General features: G+C 61.1%; 17 protein-coding genes. 8 read left to right on the plus strand and 9 right to left on the minus strand.

Annotated features, from left to right (window positions below):
- Positions 1-554 precede the first annotated feature (554 nt).
- The 5 genes from EH165_RS08095 to EH165_RS08115 all read left to right on the plus strand — a co-directional run bounded on the left by EH165_RS08095 (position 555) and on the right by EH165_RS08115 (position 5,254).
- Entirely contained in the window at positions 555-1,400 is an 846-nt protein-coding gene (locus EH165_RS08095) for a MinD/ParA family ATP-binding protein (protein WP_124799016.1), read from the plus strand.
- A complete protein-coding gene (locus EH165_RS15780; RefSeq protein WP_206425862.1) occupies positions 1,397-2,302 on the plus strand; it encodes a hypothetical protein in 906 nt (301 codons plus the stop codon). The genes EH165_RS08095 and EH165_RS15780 overlap by 4 nt, the downstream gene beginning before the upstream one ends.
- A gap of 76 nt (positions 2,303-2,378) precedes the next feature.
- Positions 2,379-3,116 carry a YaaA family protein gene (locus EH165_RS08105; RefSeq protein ID WP_124799017.1) on the plus strand — a complete coding sequence of 246 codons (738 nt, stop codon included), beginning with the start codon at positions 2,379-2,381 and terminating at the stop codon, positions 3,114-3,116.
- A gap of 107 nt (positions 3,117-3,223) precedes the next feature.
- Complete coding sequence (locus tag EH165_RS08110; RefSeq protein WP_124799018.1) at positions 3,224-3,766, plus strand: YbhB/YbcL family Raf kinase inhibitor-like protein; 543 nt, start codon at positions 3,224-3,226, stop codon at positions 3,764-3,766.
- A 90-nt stretch (positions 3,767-3,856) separates the two neighbouring features.
- Positions 3,857-5,254, plus strand: a complete 1,398-nt coding sequence (locus tag EH165_RS08115) for a mycothione reductase (protein ID WP_124799019.1) — start codon at positions 3,857-3,859, stop codon at positions 5,252-5,254.
- Positions 5,255-5,380: 126 nt separating this feature from the next.
- On the opposite strand, the gene map is transcribed toward EH165_RS08115, so the two are convergent.
- The 7 genes from map to dxr form a co-directional block, all read right to left on the minus strand.
- Positions 5,381-6,235 carry a type I methionyl aminopeptidase gene (map, locus tag EH165_RS08120; RefSeq protein WP_124799020.1) on the minus strand — a complete coding sequence of 285 codons (855 nt, stop codon included), beginning with the start codon at positions 6,233-6,235 and terminating at the stop codon, positions 5,381-5,383.
- Between the two features lie 52 nt (positions 6,236-6,287).
- On the minus strand, positions 6,288-6,662 hold the full coding sequence (locus EH165_RS16505) for a penicillin-binding transpeptidase domain-containing protein (protein WP_124799021.1): 375 nt from the start codon (positions 6,660-6,662) through the stop codon (positions 6,288-6,290).
- 5 nt (positions 6,663-6,667) lie between these two features.
- Complete coding sequence (locus tag EH165_RS08130) at positions 6,668-8,122, minus strand: penicillin-binding transpeptidase domain-containing protein (protein WP_277870554.1); 1,455 nt, start codon at positions 8,120-8,122, stop codon at positions 6,668-6,670.
- 133 nt (positions 8,123-8,255) lie between these two features.
- Complete coding sequence (locus EH165_RS08135; protein ID WP_239020487.1) at positions 8,256-9,062, minus strand: GNAT family N-acetyltransferase; 807 nt, start codon at positions 9,060-9,062, stop codon at positions 8,256-8,258.
- Between the two features lie 60 nt (positions 9,063-9,122).
- On the minus strand, positions 9,123-10,289 hold the full coding sequence (ispG, locus tag EH165_RS08140; protein ID WP_422392144.1) for a flavodoxin-dependent (E)-4-hydroxy-3-methylbut-2-enyl-diphosphate synthase: 1,167 nt from the start codon (positions 10,287-10,289) through the stop codon (positions 9,123-9,125).
- Positions 10,290-10,506: 217 nt separating this feature from the next.
- The gene (locus tag EH165_RS08145) at positions 10,507-11,820 is read right to left on the minus strand and encodes a M50 family metallopeptidase (RefSeq protein ID WP_124799025.1); all 1,314 of its coding nucleotides are present in this window, start codon (positions 11,818-11,820) and stop codon (positions 10,507-10,509) included.
- A gap of 192 nt (positions 11,821-12,012) precedes the next feature.
- Positions 12,013-13,161, minus strand: coding sequence for a 1-deoxy-D-xylulose-5-phosphate reductoisomerase (dxr, locus tag EH165_RS08150; protein WP_124800398.1), 1,149 nt, complete (start codon positions 13,159-13,161; stop codon positions 12,013-12,015).
- A 323-nt stretch (positions 13,162-13,484) separates the two neighbouring features.
- Here dxr and EH165_RS08155 point away from each other — a divergent pair, with 323 nt between their 5' ends.
- Positions 13,485-13,841 carry a DUF2631 domain-containing protein gene (locus EH165_RS08155; protein ID WP_206425863.1) on the plus strand — a complete coding sequence of 119 codons (357 nt, stop codon included), beginning with the start codon at positions 13,485-13,487 and terminating at the stop codon, positions 13,839-13,841.
- A gap of 84 nt (positions 13,842-13,925) precedes the next feature.
- On the opposite strand, the gene rlmN is transcribed toward EH165_RS08155, so the two are convergent.
- Together rlmN and EH165_RS08165 are read right to left on the minus strand one after the other, a co-directional pair.
- Positions 13,926-15,080 carry a dual-specificity RNA methyltransferase RlmN gene (gene rlmN / locus EH165_RS08160; RefSeq protein WP_124799026.1) on the minus strand — a complete coding sequence of 385 codons (1,155 nt, stop codon included), beginning with the start codon at positions 15,078-15,080 and terminating at the stop codon, positions 13,926-13,928.
- A gap of 67 nt (positions 15,081-15,147) precedes the next feature.
- Complete coding sequence (locus EH165_RS08165) at positions 15,148-15,891, minus strand: ferritin-like fold-containing protein (protein ID WP_124799027.1); 744 nt, start codon at positions 15,889-15,891, stop codon at positions 15,148-15,150.
- A gap of 657 nt (positions 15,892-16,548) precedes the next feature.
- Between EH165_RS08165 and EH165_RS08170 the strand changes: the two genes are divergently transcribed.
- Together EH165_RS08170 and EH165_RS08175 are read left to right on the plus strand one after the other, a co-directional pair.
- Positions 16,549-18,183: a DEAD/DEAH box helicase gene (locus EH165_RS08170; RefSeq protein ID WP_206426213.1), complete on the plus strand. Its 1,635-nt coding sequence runs from the start codon at positions 16,549-16,551 to the stop codon at positions 18,181-18,183.
- 71 nt (positions 18,184-18,254) lie between these two features.
- On the plus strand, positions 18,255-19,172 hold the full coding sequence (locus EH165_RS08175; RefSeq protein ID WP_124799029.1) for an alpha/beta fold hydrolase: 918 nt from the start codon (positions 18,255-18,257) through the stop codon (positions 19,170-19,172).
- Positions 19,173-19,183 lie beyond the last annotated feature (11 nt).

Genomic DNA, 19,183 nt, shown 5'->3' on the forward strand with positions numbered 1-19,183 from the left:
CCTGCCCGGAACATGACCCCCATGTGACATCTCACTCCGGTTCTTCGGTATACCGCCCGTTCTCAGGGCCACCTCACCGTGGTTGACGCCAGCAGCAAGGCGCGATCACATCACACGCTCACGGCGCTACCAGATTCGCTGACAGACGCACCACGCCAACCCCACCCAGTTCGGAGCTGGCGTGGTTGCGCCGGAAGCTCCCCCACAGCTTCCGAGACCACAGGCCATTAGCCGCCTGCAGCCATGCACCCATCCAGCCAGGGCTCCATCCCGGGGGTCTCCGCTGCGAAGAACGTTAGATTGGGGGATGATCGCGTCGAGAGGCTCCGAGGCTGGACACGCTCTCACGCCTCGCTGCGTGCCGGGCCGAATATGGCAGCGGAATAAGTGATGTCAAGGTGTATACCTTCGCGCAGCCATCTGCCTCGATATTGGGTAGTAGCTGCAATCATCATCTTGGGGAAATACACTCAACCTGCACCACGTTCACAGGTAACGGATCGATAGTCGCTTACGTCCTTTCGTAGGTAGTGACTCACCTCTAAGGGGAACTAATGATTTTGGGACGCAGCAGTACTGCGAAGGCACAGTTGATCGACGCTATCGTCTCGGGCTGGTCAGGGCCGAGACAGGCAACGGTGATTGGCCCCAAGGGTGGGTCATCGAAGACGACCGTGCTAGGCCTGCTAGCGCTCTACCTGGCTCAATACCGCGCCGACACGGTAGCGGCAGTGGATGCGAACACTGACATCGGCACGCTTTCCATGCGATTGGGCGCACCCGATCTCAAGGGCACGCGGCGCCTGGTCGACCTCATGGCATGCGCCAACGACATCACTTCCCTGACTGACCTCGCCCCTTTCTTACAGGTTGTTGGCCGGGTTCGCGTGCTGTCGAACGCAGGCATCACTGCTGAGGCAATGGGCAAAATGTCCGAGGACGACTACCGGGCGGTGCTCATAGTGCTCAGCCGGTACCTCGATTTGGTCCTCACAGACAATGGCACCTCCGTAACGGGACCCATCTCTACGGCCTCACTTGCCTCCGCGCACGCTCTTGTCTTGGCAGCCGAAATGTCTGTTGATTCACTCAATCTGGTGCAACCAGCGGTCGACGCGCTGTATCGATCGGGTCACACCGACCTAGTCGGCAACGCCGTCATGGTCATTTCAGTGAAGTCTGCGAAAATAAACCCCAAAGCATTTGAAGAAGGAGTAGAGCATTATCGCCGCCAAGTCCGTAAGGTGATCATCGTGCCCTTCGATCCTCATCTGGGCAAAGATGGACGTCTGTCTATCGACTTACTCAAACCGGCGACTCAACATGCCTACCTGGAAGCCGCAGCAGAGCTAGCAGGTTCGTTCGGTTCTTCGCCTCGCATCGAAGGGTGGCAGCCATGACACACCCTCGCCACCTTAAGGACGATCAAACCGTGACTACGGCCCTACCTTTCCCCCAAGCGACCAATGATCCCGGCTGGCAACCTCCAGGCGCACGCCGCAGGTCGTGGAAAGCTGCCGTGCTTCTAGCCGGTCTTGTGGTCGCAGTGATCGGCGTAGGTACCGCGTTGACCCTGGGTGGCCCAGACGAGCAAAAGCCCGCTCAGGCCGCCACGACGGTGGTGACTGCGCCAGCAAAGACCGTGGTGACGGTGGTGGCTACTACTTATCCGGCGTCGCAAGCTACGGCGTCTTCGCAAGATTCCTCACCAAGCTCAGAGGCATCCGCGACCTCGGCCAGCTCAGAGCCATCAGCGCCTTCGCCAGCCGCAGAGGCCCCGCCTGTGACGACACAAGAAGTGCCTGCGCCGGAACCCGCGGTAGTGCCTGCTCCTGCCGCCGTAGCCGCTCCGGCGCCCGTCGTGGTCAGAACCACCACGACATCTGTCGTGACCAAGACCGCGGCGCCAGTGGTCGCCCCGGCTCCTGTCCCAGCGCCAGCTCCCGCGCCAGTACCCGTCCCTGCACCAGCACCAGCACCTGCGCCCGCGCCGGCGCCAGCGCCCGTGGTCGTCCCGGCTCAGCCTTCTGGCGCTACGAGCGTGTACATCAACCTCGACGGGATTTCAGCTACTGCGGGTGGCCTCAAGGCCGCGGTAACTGTCACCACCGACGGATCCTCCCCTAACGCCACGCTTCTGCTCAGCGGACCGGAGAGCAGGTCCATCCCCATGAGCGGTGGGCCGGCCAGCTTCGCAGCAAGCGTCTCAGGGCTCGCCCCTGGTACCTACACGGTGGTAGTCAGAGCGTCATCGGACTCATTGACGGCGAATACTATTCCTGCAACTATCGCCATCAGCTAGAAACGCAAGGCCGTGGGTCGGGTTATAAAACGCTATCCCAGCACCTCCACACATCTCTTGATGAGGCTTCCCTCCCGTGTTTATCTTGCTACCGCCCTCAGAAACAAAGCTGCAAGGAGGGGACGGAACTCCGCTGGATGTGCATCGGTTGGCCTTTCCGTCTCTCACCGCCAGTCGCTTGGCTCTGATGGCCGCGTTATCGGACCTGTGCAGCGATCTCCCAGCGGCTCGGAAAGCGCTGGGAGTTGCAAGCACCAAGGACCCGGAATTACTGGCCAACCTGCACCTAACATCGGCCCCGACCATGCCGGCGCTGAACCGCTACACCGGTGTCTTATTTGATCATTTGGCCGTGGGGACGATGACACGTGTTGAACGCGCCAGGGCAGATAGCCGTATCATGATCACCTCGGCACTGTTCGGCATGGTTGCTGCGTCGGACCCGATACCGGCTTACCGCCTCTCCGCAGGCTCCATACTGCCTGGCGTGCCCACAATCTCGGCCTGGTGGAAACCACACTTGTCTCCGATCCTCGCAAATATCGACGGGCCCGTCATCGATCTTCGGTCAAGTTCTTATGCAAGCTTCGCACCAGCACCTGGCGCAATCCGTGTGCAAGTGATGACCGAAACTAGCAGCGGCGAGCGCACAGTCGTCTCCCATTTCAACAAGGCCACCAAGGGCGATTTAGCGCGCATCCTCTCCACATCGCGCGCCACTATCGATGGAGTCTCAGCATTGCTCAAGGTGGCACGCAGAGCGGGAATGGCCATTGAGCGAACATCCCCGAACCTCCTCACGGTGGTGACCTGAGGCGACCCCTCTTCGGCCGTCACAGTCGATCGTCGACCCACTTCTTAAGGAAGCCTTGCGTTCATCGGTACGGTCGAAGTAAGCGCAAGTACCTAAAGGAGTCCAGAATGAGCCTGCACCGACCGATCCCCGAGGACCCTTACCGAAAACTGCCAGCCGTTTCCAGCTTCGATCTCGCCAGCAAGGACATTGCCCAGGATCGCGATCTTGCGGTTGAACATATCTATTCCGGTGATGGCCTGCACGGCGGGAACCTATCCCCACATCTTGTGTGGAGCGGCTTCCCTAGCCAGACCCAATCGTTTGTGGTGTCCTGTTTTGATCCTGATGCGCCCACCCCATCCGGATTCTGGCATTGGGTAGTAGTTGACCTCCCCGCAGATACCGCTTCGCTCGACCAAGGGGCCGGCTCCAACGATGCTGGACTTCCAGCGGGAGCGTTCCACCTCCGCAACGACATGAGTTCACCGAACTACGCTGGCGCCTCGCCACCGCCCGGTGATTTTCCACACCGGTATTTCTTTGTTGTACACGCGGTCGATATTCCGACCCTGGGCCTTGACAGCAGCGCCACCCCCGCAGCAGCGGCCTTCAACTTGGCCTTCCACACGCTCGCGCGCGCCATCATTGTTCCCGTGTTTTCCCACTGACATTCAGGCTTAGTCAAGCTGGCACACAGCGACGGCGATGGGGCATGCGGTAAGGCTGGCTACCGGCCCTCTGCGAGTTAGGCTGGACGGATGCGCCATTTTGATTTGATCGTGATCGGCACCGGCTCGGGCAATTCCATTGTGGGCCCTGAATTTGACGATTGGGACATCGCCATTCTCGAGAAGGGTCTGTTCGGCGGCACCTGCCTGAACGTGGGTTGTATCCCTACGAAGATGTATGTCCACCCCGCCGACCTCGCCTATGGAGCTCAGTTGGTGGGGCACCTCGGTGTCGATGCTGCGGTGAGCACCGTGCACTGGAGGGAAATACGCGACCGGATCTTTGGACGCATCGATGCGATCGAAGCCGGCGGCCGCGACTACCGAACTTCGGAGCGCACCCCGAATATCACTGTGTATACCGGCACCGCGCGTTTTACGGGAGCCACCACGATTGATACCGGCACCGGCGAAACCATCACAGGCGACCGCATAGTGGTAGCCGCAGGTGGCCGACCCATCATTCCGAACGTGCCAGGTCTATCTGACGGCGCCGTGCCGTTCCACACCTCCGACACCATCATGCGCATTAATAAATTGCCCACCAGCCTCATCATCATCGGCGGCGGCTACATTGCAGCCGAATTCGCCCACGTCTTCGCCTCCTTCGGCTGCAAAATCACTCAGCTGAACCGGGGGGCGAGCCTACTGAGCAAACATGACTCTGATATCTCAGCCACGTTCACCCAGCTGTCCAGCGAGCGGTACACGGTGGCGCTTAACTGCGATATTCAACGAGTAGCGCGGACACCCGGCGGCGGTGTGATCGTGGAAACTATCAGTCCGGACGGCCCCGTAACCTACGAAGCGGCAATGCTTCTCGTTGCCACCGGACGCCAACCGAACACGGACGTTCTCGACGTGGCGGCGGCTGGCCTCGCTACGGAAACCGACGGCAGGCTCGTCGTTGATGAGTACCAGCGCACCAACGTCGAAGGCATTTTCGCCCTCGGCGACATCAGCTCGGAATACGCCCTCAAGCATGTTGCGAACCACGAGTCACGTGTAGTTGCGCACAACCTCAAGCATCCTGAGGCGCTTATTGCCTCCGACCACCGGTTCGTGCCTGCCGCCGTGTTTACCCACCCCCAGATTGCCGCCGTGGGAATGACGGAGCAACAGGCCAAGGCCGCCGGAGTCGACTACGTGGTGAGTCGTCAGGACTACGGGGGCATTGCGGCGGGCTGGGCCCGTGAGGACACCACCGGTTTCCTCAAGCTGCTCGCCGACCCGACATCGGGAAAGCTGTTGGGAGCGCACATCATCGGCCCAGAAGCGGCTACCGTCATCCAGCCCCTCATCCAAGCGATGTCCTTTGGCCAAAGCGCGCGCGAACTAGCCCGAGGACAGTATTGGATCCATCCCGCGCTGAGCGAGTTACTGGAAAACGCGCTCCTGAACCTGCCCCTGCACGCCGAGCAAGGGTAGTTTCTCTCCTATGGGCGCAATCATGAAACTAATTCAAAAAATCGTCGAGGGCCTCGCAAGGCGCAAGGTCCGCCGGGACGAGCAGGGGCCAACCGGACTCTAACTGGCAACTCTGGCGGCGGGCCGCTACGGCAAGGTCAACACTTCGGCGCCGGTGTCAGTCACGACCAGGGTGTGTTCGAACTGAGCTGTCCAAGATTTGTCTTTGGTGGTCACCGTCCAGCCGTCGTCCCATTGGTCCCAGGTGATGCCGCCGAGCGTGATCATCGGTTCGATGGTGAAGGTCATACCGGGTTCCAGCACCGTGGTAACGCTCGGCTCGTCGTAGTGCAAGATGACCAAACCGGAATGGAAGGTGTCGCCGATTCCGTGGCCGGTGTAGTCCTTCACTACGCCGTAGCCGAATCGGTGAGCGTAGTTTTCGATGACACGGCCAATCACGTTCAGTGCCCGGCCCGGCTTGACCGCTTTGATGGCCCGGGCAAGCGCCTCTTCGGTGCGTTCCACGAGCAGGCGGTTCTCCTGCGAAACGTTGCCAGCCAGGAACGTCGCATTGGTGTCACCATGCACACCACCGATAAAAGCGGTGACATCAATGTTGACTATGTCCCCGTCCTGAATCACCGTCTGGTCAGGGATGCCGTGGCAAATCACCTCGTTGAGGGAAGTGCAGCAAGATTTGGTAAAACCTCGGTACCCGAGAGTTGAAGGGTAAGCATGGTGGTCGACGAGGTACTCGTGGCAAATCCGGTCAAGGTCGTCGGTAGTGACGCCGGGTGCCACCGCGGCGCCCGCCGCGGCTAACGCGCCTGCAGCAATCTTGCTCGCAACCCGCATCTTGTCAATTGTCTCCGCGGTCTGCACATACGTACCGCTACCTGGGGTCGGAGCCGCTTTGCCGACATACTCCGGCCGAGCAATCGAGCCCGGAACGGTCCGGGAGGGAGTGGGTACAGAGGGAGTTATCCAAGCGCGAACCATGCTTCAACACTAGCGGCTCGCGGATGGCCTGGCTGGTGAAGTCGAGCCTTCGCTACTGGTTCGCGGTGAGAAAATCCGCCAACAGAGCGTTGGTGCGGCTCGAGTCGTCGCCAGCCACTATCAGTGCAGCGAAGGCCATGTCGCCCTGATATCCCACGGTCCAGGCGTGCGCGTGGATAGCTCCCGTTTCGTCTGAAAATTCTGCAGTCCCCGTCTTGAGATAGATCTCTCCGAAACTCTGCAGACTCTTACCAGTCCCCTCCGAGGTGACCGCCCGCATCAGCACAGGCAAGTCTTGTGCCGCATTCGCAGTCAGGGCTGCCGGAGGTTGGTCGATCGTGGTGACGCTGTCCCGTATGAGCGTGGGGGTTGGCATCGATCCGTGGGCGACTGTCGCGGCCATCAGAGCCGCGGAGAACGGGGTCACCAAGGTCACCCCTGGCCAAACCCGTCTTCCGCCTGCTGCACGATGGATTGCGCCACTGGCACCTGGCCCGTGAGGGTGATGGCGCCCTTCATGTCAAAGTCCAGCCCGACTCCGAATTCCTTGGCTGTCGAGTTCAGAGCACTCGGCGGCAGCGCGGTCGCGATCTGCGCAAAAGAGGTATTGCAGGACTTGGCGAAAGCCGTTTTTAGCGCGACGGTGCCCAGGTCGAATGAGTGAGAGTTTTTAATGGGTCGGGAGTCGACCACCCACTCCCCCGGGCACGCAACCTCGGTGTCCGCACGTAGGCTGGATCCGTCGATGCCCGCTGTCGCAGTGATGATCTTAAAAATTGAGCCGGGCGGATATTGCCCGGAAAGTGCAATTGTCCCTAGCGCGTTCGCTGGAGCATTTTGAGCGACGGCCAGAATCTCGCCGGTAGACGGTTGAATCGCGACGATGACCGCAGGCTCGGGAATTTTTGCCAGCGCCCCTTCTGCTGCGCTCTGCACCTTGGTGTCCAAGGTCAAGGTAACTTTCGCCCCCGGCACCGCCTGCTGTTCCGAGAGGGTCTTCAGCTCGGCGCCGGTGCTATCCACGGTCACAATTCGCCACCCTTTGACGCCCTTGGTCAGCGCGTCTGCAATGGGGGTCACCTGGCCCAGGAGTGACTTCGCAAAATCTTTGGTCACCGGCAGATTTCGGATTGACGATGGCGCGCTGATGCCGGGAATCGCCGCAAGTTGATCGGCGACAGTTGCGTAACTCTCTTCACGCAGGTTCAGGACGGTGTAGCCGGTGGATGGGTCGGCGGCCGCAATCTGAGCCGCAATCTCATCGGCGTTGAGAGTGGAATCAAATTGGCCGAGTACGGACACCAGAGCCGATGCCGCTTCAGGCACCCGGGTCATTTTTGCCTGGATCGCGACCACGCTGTACACGCGCACCGGAGACAGCACCTGGTTGTTGTCCCGATCCACCAGCGAACCGTCTGTTGCCTTGGTAATACGCACTACGAGGCCTTGTTGCGGGCCAAGGTCTGGGTTGATGGAAGTGGAGTCCCAGGCTAGTTTCCAAGCGCCGTCCTGTCGAGACCACTTCCACTGCACTTGGTAGGCCCAGGTGCCTGCGTCGCCGAGAGACCAACTGATGTCCACCGGCACGGTGGCGGAATTGTCATTCACTCGAGTGATAGCACCTGGCAGGACAGTCAGGCTTGATGCCTGCAGGTCTGCTTCGACTCGGTCAAGTGCCTGCTGCGCTACGGCTGGTTCGGTGGTCAACACACTTGCGGCGATATGGTTACCGCTTTGCCATTGTTGGGCGTAGGCGGCGATCTCCGCCGTTGGAGCAGGCGGTGGTTCTATCGCGGGTGCGGCCGTGCAGGCGCTTACGACGATTGACACGACAAGCAGCAGGGGCAGTAGTAACAACTGCGAACGCGGCCTGCGGTTTTTAGACATCACTACTTTATTATTCCCGCCCGCCTCCCCTACCAAGTCGCTACGCGCCAGAGGCCCTCGGCCTTTGTCGGCGGCTCCGCCACTACCACTGTGTTCGTGCGCCCCTGTCGATTCAGATCCTTTGGCGCTGCGCTTAAAAAAGCACTGACGTGAACGAAGCAACTTGGGTAAATCCGACCCTGGAGTAGGCCGCTCTGGCTGCGCTGTTGAAATCGTTGACGTACAAGCACGGCACCTTTCCCAGTCCCTGCTGGATTGCTGCGACCACGGCAGCCATCCCCGCTGCGCCGATGCCCCGACCGCGCCACTCCGGGTCAACCCACACTCCCTGGATCAGCGCGGTGGTGGCAGTCATCGCACCGATCTCAGCCTTGAAGATCACCCGGCCGTCTTCTATCCGAGCAAAACAGTGTCCCCGGGAAAGTAGGTCGCGCAATTTGGCGCTATAGGAGCGGCCGCCATCGCCCTGTCGTGGATCGATGCCGATCTCGGCGGTAAACATCGCGACAGCCGCGGGGTAATAAAGGTCCAAATCATGGGGGTTTGCGCGCCCGACTCGCGCATCGGGTGGCACCGCGGGAGGCTGAACACAGGTCAGGACCGGCTGATTCCAGCGGATCGCTCTGGCGGGACCCCACTTGGGCTCCAATGCCTCCCACACGGTGGTAACTAGTTCCGAGCGCCCCATTAATGACGCGCTGCGACGGCCACGACGCATAGCCAACGAGGCGAAAGCTCTCATTGCTTTGGCGTCGCCGCTGACGGGAATCAAGTTCGAGCCTGCAAAAAATATGCCGTCACGGCCACCGGTGATCCCCCAGAACTCGCCCCCCATGCGTGCGGAGGACATTTCTCTCAAGAACCGAGACCCGACGAGACACGTGGCGTACGGGTCTGAGTCGAGCCTGTCGGCGATGATGTCGGAGTGCGCACTCGTCAAGACACGCGCTGACAACGCGGTCAGCACAGCGGCCGTGCAGCCGTAGGCTGCGTCATTTCGTCAGACCAAGCTCACCGAAGGCGTGCCGGAGACTGCGCCTTCCAGTTTCATCTTCTCGGCAAGCAGCATTGCCTCTTCAATCAGAGTTTCCACGATCATGTGTTCCGGGACGGTTTTGATGACCTCGCCCTTGACGAAAATCTGGCCCTTGCCGTTGCCAGAGGCTACGCCGAGGTCTGCCTCACGAGCTTCGCCTGGTCCGTTCACGACGCAACCCATGACGGCCACGCGCAGCGGCACATCCAAACCTTCAAGACCTGCGGTCACTTCTTCCGCGAGCTTGTACACATCGACCTGCGCTCGTCCACAGGAGGGACACGACACGATCTCGAGACCGCGCTCTCGCAGATTGAGCGACTCGAGAATCTGGAGACCCACTTTCACTTCTTCCACCGGCGGAGCGGAAAGTGACACGCGGATGGTATCGCCGATACCGCGGCTGAGGAGGGCGCCGAAAGCCACCGCCGATTTGATGGTCCCCTGGAAAGCCGGACCGGCTTCGGTGACGCCCAAATGCAGCGGGTAATCACATTGCTCAGCCAGGAGCTCGTAGGCCCTCACCATGATGACGGGATCGTTGTGCTTGACCGAGATCTTGATGTCGCGGTAATCGTGCTCCTCGAAAAGCGAACACTCCCACAACGCAGACTCCACCAGGGCTTCGGGCGTGGCCTTGCCGTACTTTGCGAGAAGACGCTTGTCGAGAGAACCGGCGTTGACCCCAATTCTGATGCCCACACCTGCGGCGGCTGCGGCTTTGGCAATCTCCCCTACCTTGTCGTCAAAAGCCCTGATGTTGCCCGGGTTGACGCGGACCGCGGCGCATCCGGCATCGATGGCAGCGAATACGTAGTTGGACTGGAAGTGAATATCGGCGATGACGGGGAGTTGAGACTTCTTCGCGATGACCGCGAGCGCTGCGGCGTCGTCGTTGGTGGGGACGGCGACTCGAACGATCTGGCAGCCCGCGGCCGTCAGCTCGGCGATCTGCTGCAAGGTTTTGTTGATGTCGGCTGTCACTGTGGTGGTCATTGACTGGACCGAAACTGGGTAGTCACTGCCGACCCCCACAGTTCCTACCATCATCTGGCGTGTTCTACGCCGCGGAGCCAGCACGGGTACCACGCGATCGGCGGGGGTACTCGGCATGCCGAGACCGACGGAGATGCCGGTCATTTCGTGAAGCCGAACTGTGCGGCCGCCAGCGCGTGCGTGATGTGGCACTGCATATACATCGTGTCCTCGTATTCTCTCCCGCGTCGAGGTGCCCGGTGGGGACCCCGCCGGACCCGTCGCCGGGTGTCTTACCAGTGTGCCGCACTCTGCGATTGAGCGTGACGTTGAAAGGGAAACTAGCAGGATCTCTAGTGTGATCGCACGGCGCCTAGCCGAATAGATCGACAGGGTTCACAATGTCAGCTACCAGGGTCAGCAGGGTGAGTCCGATGAATAGTATTGCCACCACGTAAGCAACAGGCATCAACTTGGCTACGTCGAATGGCCCGGGGTCGGGACGTTTGAAGACCTTGGCGAAACCGCGCTTGATCCATTCCAGAACTGCGCCGAGAATGTGGCCGCCATCCAACGGCAGGAGTGGCAGGAGGTTGAGCAGGAACAAGCTCATATTGAATCCGGCAAGAAGCTGTAGGAACAGTACAAGCTTTTCAGTTTTACTGGTGTCGAGATCAAGGATCTCACCAGAGATCCGACCGGCCCCCACAATTCCCACTGGCGTGTTCACATCTCGCTTCTGACCTGAAAAAATCGAATCCCAGAGCGCGGGTATCCGACTGGGAATCTGCACCACCGCACTGGCAGCACGGCCGATGAAACTGCCGGTTTGAGTAACAACTGCGCCGATCGACTGCGAGGTGTAGGGCAGTTGCGGCGAGACCCCGAGGAATCCCACGATCGCGCTCCCCGTTACCTGAGTTCCCGTGTCGTCGTAAGTGTTGCGCTCGGTGGCGATTACCGGAACCCTGGCTGTCTTCTCGACGCCCCCGCGCTCGTACACAATCTGAGCGGTGGTATCGCCCGCGACCGCGATCAGGGCTCGCATCTGATCCCAATCCGTGATCGTTTGCCCATTAAAGGAGACAAAGCGGTCGCCAGGCTGCAAACCCGCTGCCGCAGCAGGGGTTTGCGGGTCGGTAGGCAGACAGTCCTTTCGAGTCGCAGTCGCCGGGATGACACACGCCGATACCGAAGCGACCGTGGGTATAGCGGTCGGGATACCAATGCCGATCAAAATGACGGCGAAGAGACCGACGGCGAAAATCAGGTTCATGAAAGGGCCAGCGAACATGATGATGATTCGTTTGAAGGGGTGCAGTTGGTAAAACTGCCGGCCGTCGTCGATGGTATCGATCACTTGGGCGCGGTCGGACGCGCGCGAATCTTCGATCATCTGCCGAAAGACCCCCATCGGGCCTTGGGCGGTGGTCATCGTGCGTTGACGACCGTCCTTGCCTGGCGGGACCATCCCCACCATTCTGATGTAGCCGCCCAACGGCACTGCCTTGATGCCGTACTCGGTTTCGCCTTTTTGTCGTGACCAGACGGTCTTCCCGAAGCCAACCATGTACTGCGTGGTCCGGACCCCGAAGATTTTGGCAAAGGTCAAGTGACCCAGCTCGTGCCAGGCGATAGAAAAGAGCAGCCCAAGCACGAATAGGACGACCCCAAGTGCCACCAACATCCGAGTAACGCCCCTATTCCTCATCGTGCAGTAGTGACGGCGCAGTACTTACTTCGCGGTCTTTGCGGCACAGTATTTACTTCGCGGTCTTTACGGCACAGTATTTATTTTCGTGGTTCTTACAGAGCCGTATATCTAAAAAGCAGCCGCAGTGCAGCGTTCGCGGAGCTGCGATCCACCATCAACGCGGTTCTAGCATCCCATCAGTGAAGCGGCTTGCTGCCGCGACCAGTCCTCGGCCTCGGCGATAGACGCCATAGTCTCCGGTTCAGATGTGAAATCGGCGGGCATCCTGTCCAGGATGCGCTCCAGCTGGTCTGTGATGTGCAAGAACGCCAGTTTGCCCGCAAGAAATGCGGCAACGAACTCTTCGTTCGCCGCGTTCATGACCGCCGGCGCATGCCCGCCGATCTGACCCGCGCGCGCGGCCAGTTTCAGCGCGGGGAAGGTCACATGGTCTACCGGTTCGAAGGTCCACGACGCGGCTTTCGTGAAGTCACAGGCGGCAGCTGCGCCGGGAACGCGGTGCGGCCACGCCAGGCCAAGCGCAATTGGCAGTTTCATGTCAGGCGGGCTGGCCTGCGCCAAAGTGCTGCCATCAGCGAAGGTGACCATAGAATGCACGACCGACTGGGGATGCACCACCGTCTGGATCCGGTCGTACGGAATATCGAAAAGCAGGTGCGCCTCGATCAACTCCAACCCCTTGTTCACCAGGGTCGCGGAGTTCACCGTGACCACTGGTCCCATTGCCCAGGTCGGATGCCGCAGCGCCTGCGCAGCAGTGACTTCAGCAAGCTCCGCGCGCGTTTTTCCGCGAAAGGGACCACCCGAAGCGGTAAGTACCAACGCGGCCACCTCGTGTTTACCCCCGCCGCGCAGTGCTTGGGCTAACGCTGAATGTTCGCTATCGACCGGCACAATCTGGCCCGGCGCAGCGGCCCGGGTCACAAGAGAGCCGCCCGCTACCAGAGACTCCTTATTCGCCAGTGCCAACACCCTGCCTGCGGCCAAAGCGGCGAGAGTTGGCCCCAGCCCGATCGACCCGGTGATCCCATTCAGCACTACATCGGCGTCCACCTCTTCCACCAGCTCGGTGGCCGCTCGCGGCCCCGACCGCACCCGCCGATCTCCTAGGCCGAGTTCGCTCCCCTCGGTTGCCAGCGCCAACTGCGCTGCCGGGAATTCGAGCGCCTGCTCCCGAAACAGCGAAAGGTTGCTGCCGCCAGCAGCCAGACCCGTCACTTCAAAAAGATCAGGGTTGGCCCTCACTACTTCCAGAGCCTGGGTTCCGATGGAACCGGTGCACCCGAGGATCAGGACCTTGCGTGGAAAGCGCAGCAATCCCGGGAGCGCCAGCCCGTCGACCGAAAAGGAGAACGGAGCAGGCGCCGGGCTCTCCCCCACCGGAGTGGAAGCGGAATCAGTTATCACATTCCCATTGTGCGGCACTCCACCGACACGGACCCTATAGCGGCACTACCTGCGCTCCTTTTAAAGCCAGTGGCCGCCTCGCTCACGCCATCACCGCAGGCCAAGCCGGGCCCGACCCCGCGTGCCACCCCCAGTAGTTCCTCGTGCCAAAATGGGAGGGGCCACACGGCTTTCGAGCGTGGGTAACCTGGCTTGAGAGCGTCATTTGTCGAACACCTTCGGAGGAAGAAGTGGCTGAGCATTCAGTGGAACTAGTGAAGTCCGGCGGTCAAGACGTCCCCCTGTTCGACGACCAGTCGGTAGACCCGCACGCAGCTGTAGAGCCTGTTGCCCACGCATCCATCCAGCGATACAACCCAGACGCGCCTTCCGAAGAATGGGGTTGGCACGGCTCGTGGCGAGAGTTTGCGCCCAAGGGCAGCCGGGTGATGCTGTGGATCGGCGTCGCGATGATGTTCGTCATGTTGATCGGTAACCATAAGTCGCGGGTCGAGGACTATTACCTCATCGGCATTGGCCTGCTGATGGCGCTCTGGCTGTTACACACCGAAGTAAAGATTCGCAAGCAGCGTAAGACTCGCCCCTGACACCCCGTGGTAGCACTGAGTACTGCAGAAAGCACTGAGTACTGCAGGTCAGGGCGAGGTGTTCCGCCTTCGGGCCCGGACCGGTTACTTGTCCCGTTCGTTAGCGGCCAATTGCCCGCATGCCGCATCGATGTCTTGGCCCCGCGTATCGCGCACGGTGCAAGCCACCCCTTGAGCCTCTACTCGTTTGACGAACTCTTCCTGCACTGGCCGAGGGCTTGCGTCCCATTTACTCCCCGGAGTGGGGTTGAGGGGGATGAGGTTGACGTGTACGAGCTGGCCCAGATGATCCCGCAGAATCTTGCCGAGCAGATCAGCGCGCCAGGGCTGGTCGTTGATCTCTTTGATCAACGCGTATTCGATGGAAACGCGGCGGCCTGTCCTGTCCGCGTACCGCCGTGCACCTTGCAAAACTTCGGCAACCTTCCACCGCGAGTTCACCGGAACAAGCTCGTCCCGAAGCTCGTCGTCGGGGGCATGCAAGCTCACGGCAAGACGCACCGCTAAGCCCTCTTCAGTGAGTTTGTCGATAGCCGGTAGAAGGCCCACGGTTGAGACAGTGACCGAGCGAGCCGAAATGCCAAGCCCCTGCGGGCTCGGGCTCACGATGGCGCGAACCGCTTCAAGAACTCTCTTGTAATTCGCCAGGGGCTCCCCCATCCCCATGAAAACAATATTCGAAAGCCGTTGCGGCGCGCCAAATACACCGTCCCTGCTGGCTTTGGCCGCAAGCCTCACCTGTTCAACAATTTCGCCTGTCGACAGGTTGCGTTCCAGACCGCCTTGGCCTGTGGCACAGAAAGGGCACGCCATCCCGCAGCCAGCTTGGGACGAAACACACAGTGTGATCCGCTCCGGATACTTCATCAATACCGATTCGATCAGCGTCCCGTCATGCGCCCGCCAGAGGGTTTTTCGGGTGTCGCCAGAGTCGGTGGCAATGCTTCGAACCTGGGTCAACAACTGCGGCATTATCGCGGAGACAAATTCCGCGCGTCCGGCCTCCGGAAGATCCGTCATCTCGGCGGGGTCCGTCGTCAGTCCGGAGAAGTAATGACGAGCGAGCTGATCTGCGCGAAACGCGGGCTGGCCCAACGCCTTTACCGCTTCCTTGCGTTCCGGAACGCTCAAGTCCAAGAGATGGACCGGTGGCTTCGGACGACGCGGGGCAGTGAACACCAGCGGGAGCGAGCGGGAGGCTGGGGTGGGAGCGGCGGCGGGGGCGGCAATTTCAGACATAATCTCCCTAGTCTCCCACGTCAGGCCGCCCCCCCCACTAGGAAGTGCCGGGGCAGGGGATACAACGTCACGCTAGGCCAAGCGAACGCATCCTCCCTGTGTGCCCTTGCTGCAGTCTGCGGAACAGAGACGCGATACCCGTCATATCGCCTGATCCAGTGACGATCAACTCGGCCAGCGAGTCCCGCTCAGCGACGACGTATTGGGCCTGAGTCATCGCTTCACCGAGTAAACGCCGACCCCACAGCGCTAATGAACCTGCAAGACGGGGGTCTGTCTCGCACGCTTTGCGAACCTCGCGAACGGCGAATGCTGAATGCCCCGAATCACCGAGCACCTCGAAGACGAGGTTGCGAGTATCGGGGTCCAGCCATTCGGCGATCTCACGATAGAAGTCGGCAGCAAGTCCGTCGCCTACATGTGCCTTCACCAAAGATTCCAGCCAAGAGTGCGGAGCAGTCGAATCGTGAAACGCGTCAAAGGGCCGGACGAAAGGGCGCATAGCGACCTCAATATCGGTCCCACCTTGGGCCAAATGGGCTGCCAGAGAACGGTAATGGCCCATCTCTGCCGCGGCCATTTGCGAGAGGGCCACGCGACCGGACAGCGTTGGCGCGGTTCGCGCGTCAATGGACATGCGGTCGAATGCTGACAATTCGCCGTACGCCAAGACACCCAGCAGGTCAACGACCGAAGCTGAATCCGGCGCAAACGCCGCTCTGCTCGCCGGCGCAGCCTCACTTACGGCAGCATCGTTGACACCAGATGCCCCGCTGTTGGTATCAAATTTTTCGCTGGTGGTCTCCGACATGCCGCCTCCTACAGATGCTCACCGATCGCTGCTCTCGATCGAGCCCGGGGTAAGCCTAACCACTGCTGGTGTGGAAGCGACGCCCCCCTCACCATGTCTTGGTAGCGCCGCAAATACCGTGCGTGCGCCGTAAATACCATCGAGAAGATGCGTAACCCGTAGTATGGGCTTGGACATGCGGCGTCATTCGACGCTGCGGCAATGTGCGCGCGTTGAAGTTATCGCGCCGATAAGTGGGTGCCAGCCTTACTGTGGGTGCTCATTTCCGTGAGCGGCACCCTATGCCGCCTTCAGGTATTGGCGCCGGCGAGTTTCCTCTCGCCTCACAGGTGAACGCGCGCGAACCGGTGAGGAAGGCTTTACCCGCACATGAATCAAAAGCACCCACACGCTTCAAATTTTCTCGATCGCGACAACGACCAGACTGTGGCGAGCAACCCGCCGAAGACAGCCGCAAAGGCTGTAGCCGCAGCGGAACCCGACCACTCGACTCTTCAGTCGGACACCAGCCAGTTGGACACCAGCCAGTTGGACACCACGCCGTCGGGGGACCTGGCTGTGGACTCCGTTTCTGCAAATTCCCTGTCTGTGCCTGCCGACTCATCCGGCCCGGAAGGTGAGAACGGAACAGATGACGATGTGACCCTGCCGGAGCCCATGCTGGCCGAGGTATTGCCCGAGTCCCCCACGTTCGCAGAACTCGGCGTTGACGAGCGGATCGTCTCCGCCTTGGCGGCCAACGGAATCCATCGCACCTTCGCCATCCAAGAGCTGACGCTGCCGGTCGCCTTGCAGGGCAGCGACCTCATCGGTCAAGCCCGCACAGGGATGGGCAAGACCCTAGGCTTTGGTGTCCCCTTGCTGCAGCGCCTGAGCCTCGAGTCCGTGCCGGAAGGCGCTCGCGCACCCCGAGCCCTCATCATCGTTCCGACACGTGAGTTGTGCGTGCAGGTCACGCGGGATCTTGCATCCGCTGCAAAGAATATCGGTCTGAAAGTCACCAGTGTCTACGGCGGTCGCGCGTACGAGCCCCAGGTAGCGGCGTTGCAAGGTGGCGTCGACGTCGTCGTCGGCACCCCCGGCCGCTTGCTCGACCTCGCGAAGAGCGGGTCGCTTGTTCTGGGGGCTGTCAAGGTTCTCGTTTTGGACGAGGCTGACGAAATGCTCGACTTGGGCTTCCTGCCCGATATCGAGAAGGTCCTCACGATGGTGCCGACCACGAAACAGACCATGTTGTTCTCTGCCACGATGCCCGGTCCGATCCTGACCCTGGCACGTACTTTTATGTCCCAGCCCATGCATATCCGCGCCGAAATGGCAGCCGAAGGTGCTACCCATCGGTCGACCACGCAGTACGTGTATCGCGCCCACGCGATGGACAAGGTAGAGATGCTGGCACGGATCCTCAACGCGGACGGTCGCGGCCTGACCATGGTCTTCAGCCGCACCAAACGCACCGCGCAAAAGGTTGCCGATGAGCTGGTGGAGCGCGGTTTTGCCGCCGCCGCCGTGCACGGTGACCTCGGCCAGGGGGCCCGCGAGCAGGCGCTGCGCGCGTTTCGCTCAGGCAAAGTCGACGTTTTAGTCGCCACCGACGTCGCTGCGCGCGGTATCGACATCGAGGGGGTCACCCACGTCATCAACTATCAGAGCCCCGAAGATGACAAGACGTACGTTCACCGCATCGGCCGAACCGGTCGCGCGGGCCGAACCGGTATCGCCGTCACGATGGTCGATTGGGACGATATCCCCCGCTGGAAGATGATCAACGACGCCCTCAACTTGGACTTTGCCGATCCAGCGGAGACCTACTCATCGTCCCCGCACCTGTACTCAGATTTAAGCATCCCCGAAGGCGCCAAGGGACGTCTGGCCCGCAGCGAACGGACCAGGGCCGGTCTGGGGGCTGAATCAGTCGAGGACCTCGGCGAGACTGGCGGGCGCAATCGCAAGAATGCCGTTCGCAGTTCCCATGACGCGCCTGCCAATCGGGACGCGACGCGCCCCAGGCGCAACTCGACGGCAGCTGGTCACCACGCCGAAACCGTGGAAGCCGGCCCAGATACCCCCTCATCGGACCGGCCCCGGCGCGCCCGGCGCCGCAGCGGAGCAACTGCTCCGGACGCATACCCCAACACCGTCGTATCCCCCAACACCGTCGTATCCCCCGATGCCGTCGCCGACGGTGAAGGCGCTCCGCGTCGTCGGCGTCGCCGTCGTTCGACCGGGAGTTCCGACCAGATTTCTTCGGCTACCTCAGAAGCTGGCACTCGCTCTGCGAGCGCTGAATAGGGGCGCATCCCCCGCATGACACGTCGCCCCAACACGCCCCTGACAATTGAACTCAGCAGAAGTGAACAGCCATGAGCGCAACACCTTTCCCCGAACCCCGTGGTCTCGGTGAGGCACCGGGGTTCAACCAACTCAGCGCTCACGGAGCCAAGCGCGTCGACCTGCCCGGTCGGCACGGACCGGTCGCTGCGCTGGACCGTCATCCCGCGGGCGAGGTGGTCGGTACCGTCCTGTTGGTGCCCGGGTACACAGGGTCCAAGGAGGACTTCGCGCCCATCGTCCCGATGGTGGCGGAGGCAGGTTATCGCGTTGTTTCGATCGATCAGCCGGGCCAGTACGAATCGCCTGGCCCGGATGACGAGGACGCTTACCTGCCGGCTGCTTTGGGTCTGGTTGTTGCTGATCTCATCGCAGAGCTCAAGTCGGATATCGAAGGACCGCTGATCCTGCTGGGCCACTCGTACGGCGGATTGGTTGCCCGCAGCGCCGTTCTGGCTGGGGCAGACGTCGCGGGTTTGACACTGCTGTGTTCTGGACCGGCCGCATTTCATACTGGACCGCGCCTGGACGCGTTGCGTGAAAGCGAAATCATGTTGCGCGCCCATGGACTCGCCGCTGCGTACGGCTTCCGTGAGGCCCTGACCGAGGAACTGGCGGGTGCGCAGGAGCAGGATCTGGCAGCGTTCCGGCGCACCCGATTCCTTCGCTCTTCGGCCGCTGGCCTCTTGGGGATGGGCGGCGCGTTGCTGAACGAGCCCAACCGCACTCACGAGTTAGCGGCTACCGGCGTACAGACTCAGGTAGTGGCGGGCGTAGACGACAACGCGTGGCCCTTCGTTGATCAGGCCCAGATGGCGCGCGCATTGGGGACCGAGTTGATTCTCATTCCCAGTTCTGCGCACTCCCCCGCGATCGAAAATCCGGCTGGTTTGATGCAAGTGCTCCTGCCACAATGGCGGGCTTGGGCCGAGGCTCACACCCGGAGCTAGAGACGACCCAG

Origin of the sequence: Nakamurella antarctica (genome assembly GCF_003860405.1) — a bacterium.
GTDB lineage: Bacteria > Actinomycetota > Actinomycetes > Mycobacteriales > Nakamurellaceae > Nakamurella > Nakamurella antarctica.

Bases quoted from the DNA above. Each gene is read 5' to 3' on its own strand.
- EH165_RS08095 (WP_124799016.1), top strand. From the start codon at position 555: ATGATTTTGGGACGCAGCAGTACTGCGAAGGCACAGTTGATCGACGCT.
- EH165_RS15780 (WP_206425862.1), top strand. From the start codon at position 1,397: ATGACACACCCTCGCCACCTTAAGGACGATCAAACCGTGACTACGGCC.
- EH165_RS08110 (WP_124799018.1), top strand. From the start codon at position 3,224: ATGAGCCTGCACCGACCGATCCCCGAGGACCCTTACCGAAAACTGCCA.
- EH165_RS08115 (WP_124799019.1), top strand. From the start codon at position 3,857: ATGCGCCATTTTGATTTGATCGTGATCGGCACCGGCTCGGGCAATTCC.
- map (WP_124799020.1), bottom strand. From the start codon at position 6,235: ATGGTTCGCGCTTGGATAACTCCCTCTGTACCCACTCCCTCCCGGACC.
- EH165_RS08130 (WP_277870554.1), bottom strand. From the start codon at position 8,122: ATGTCTAAAAACCGCAGGCCGCGTTCGCAGTTGTTACTACTGCCCCTG.
- EH165_RS08145 (WP_124799025.1), bottom strand. From the start codon at position 11,820: ATGTTGGTGGCACTTGGGGTCGTCCTATTCGTGCTTGGGCTGCTCTTT.
- rlmN (WP_124799026.1), bottom strand. From the start codon at position 15,080: ATGTCTGAAATTGCCGCCCCCGCCGCCGCTCCCACCCCAGCCTCCCGC.
- EH165_RS08165 (WP_124799027.1), bottom strand. From the start codon at position 15,891: ATGTCGGAGACCACCAGCGAAAAATTTGATACCAACAGCGGGGCATCT.
- EH165_RS08170 (WP_206426213.1), top strand. From the start codon at position 16,549: ATGCTGGCCGAGGTATTGCCCGAGTCCCCCACGTTCGCAGAACTCGGC.
- EH165_RS08175 (WP_124799029.1), top strand. From the start codon at position 18,255: ATGAGCGCAACACCTTTCCCCGAACCCCGTGGTCTCGGTGAGGCACCG.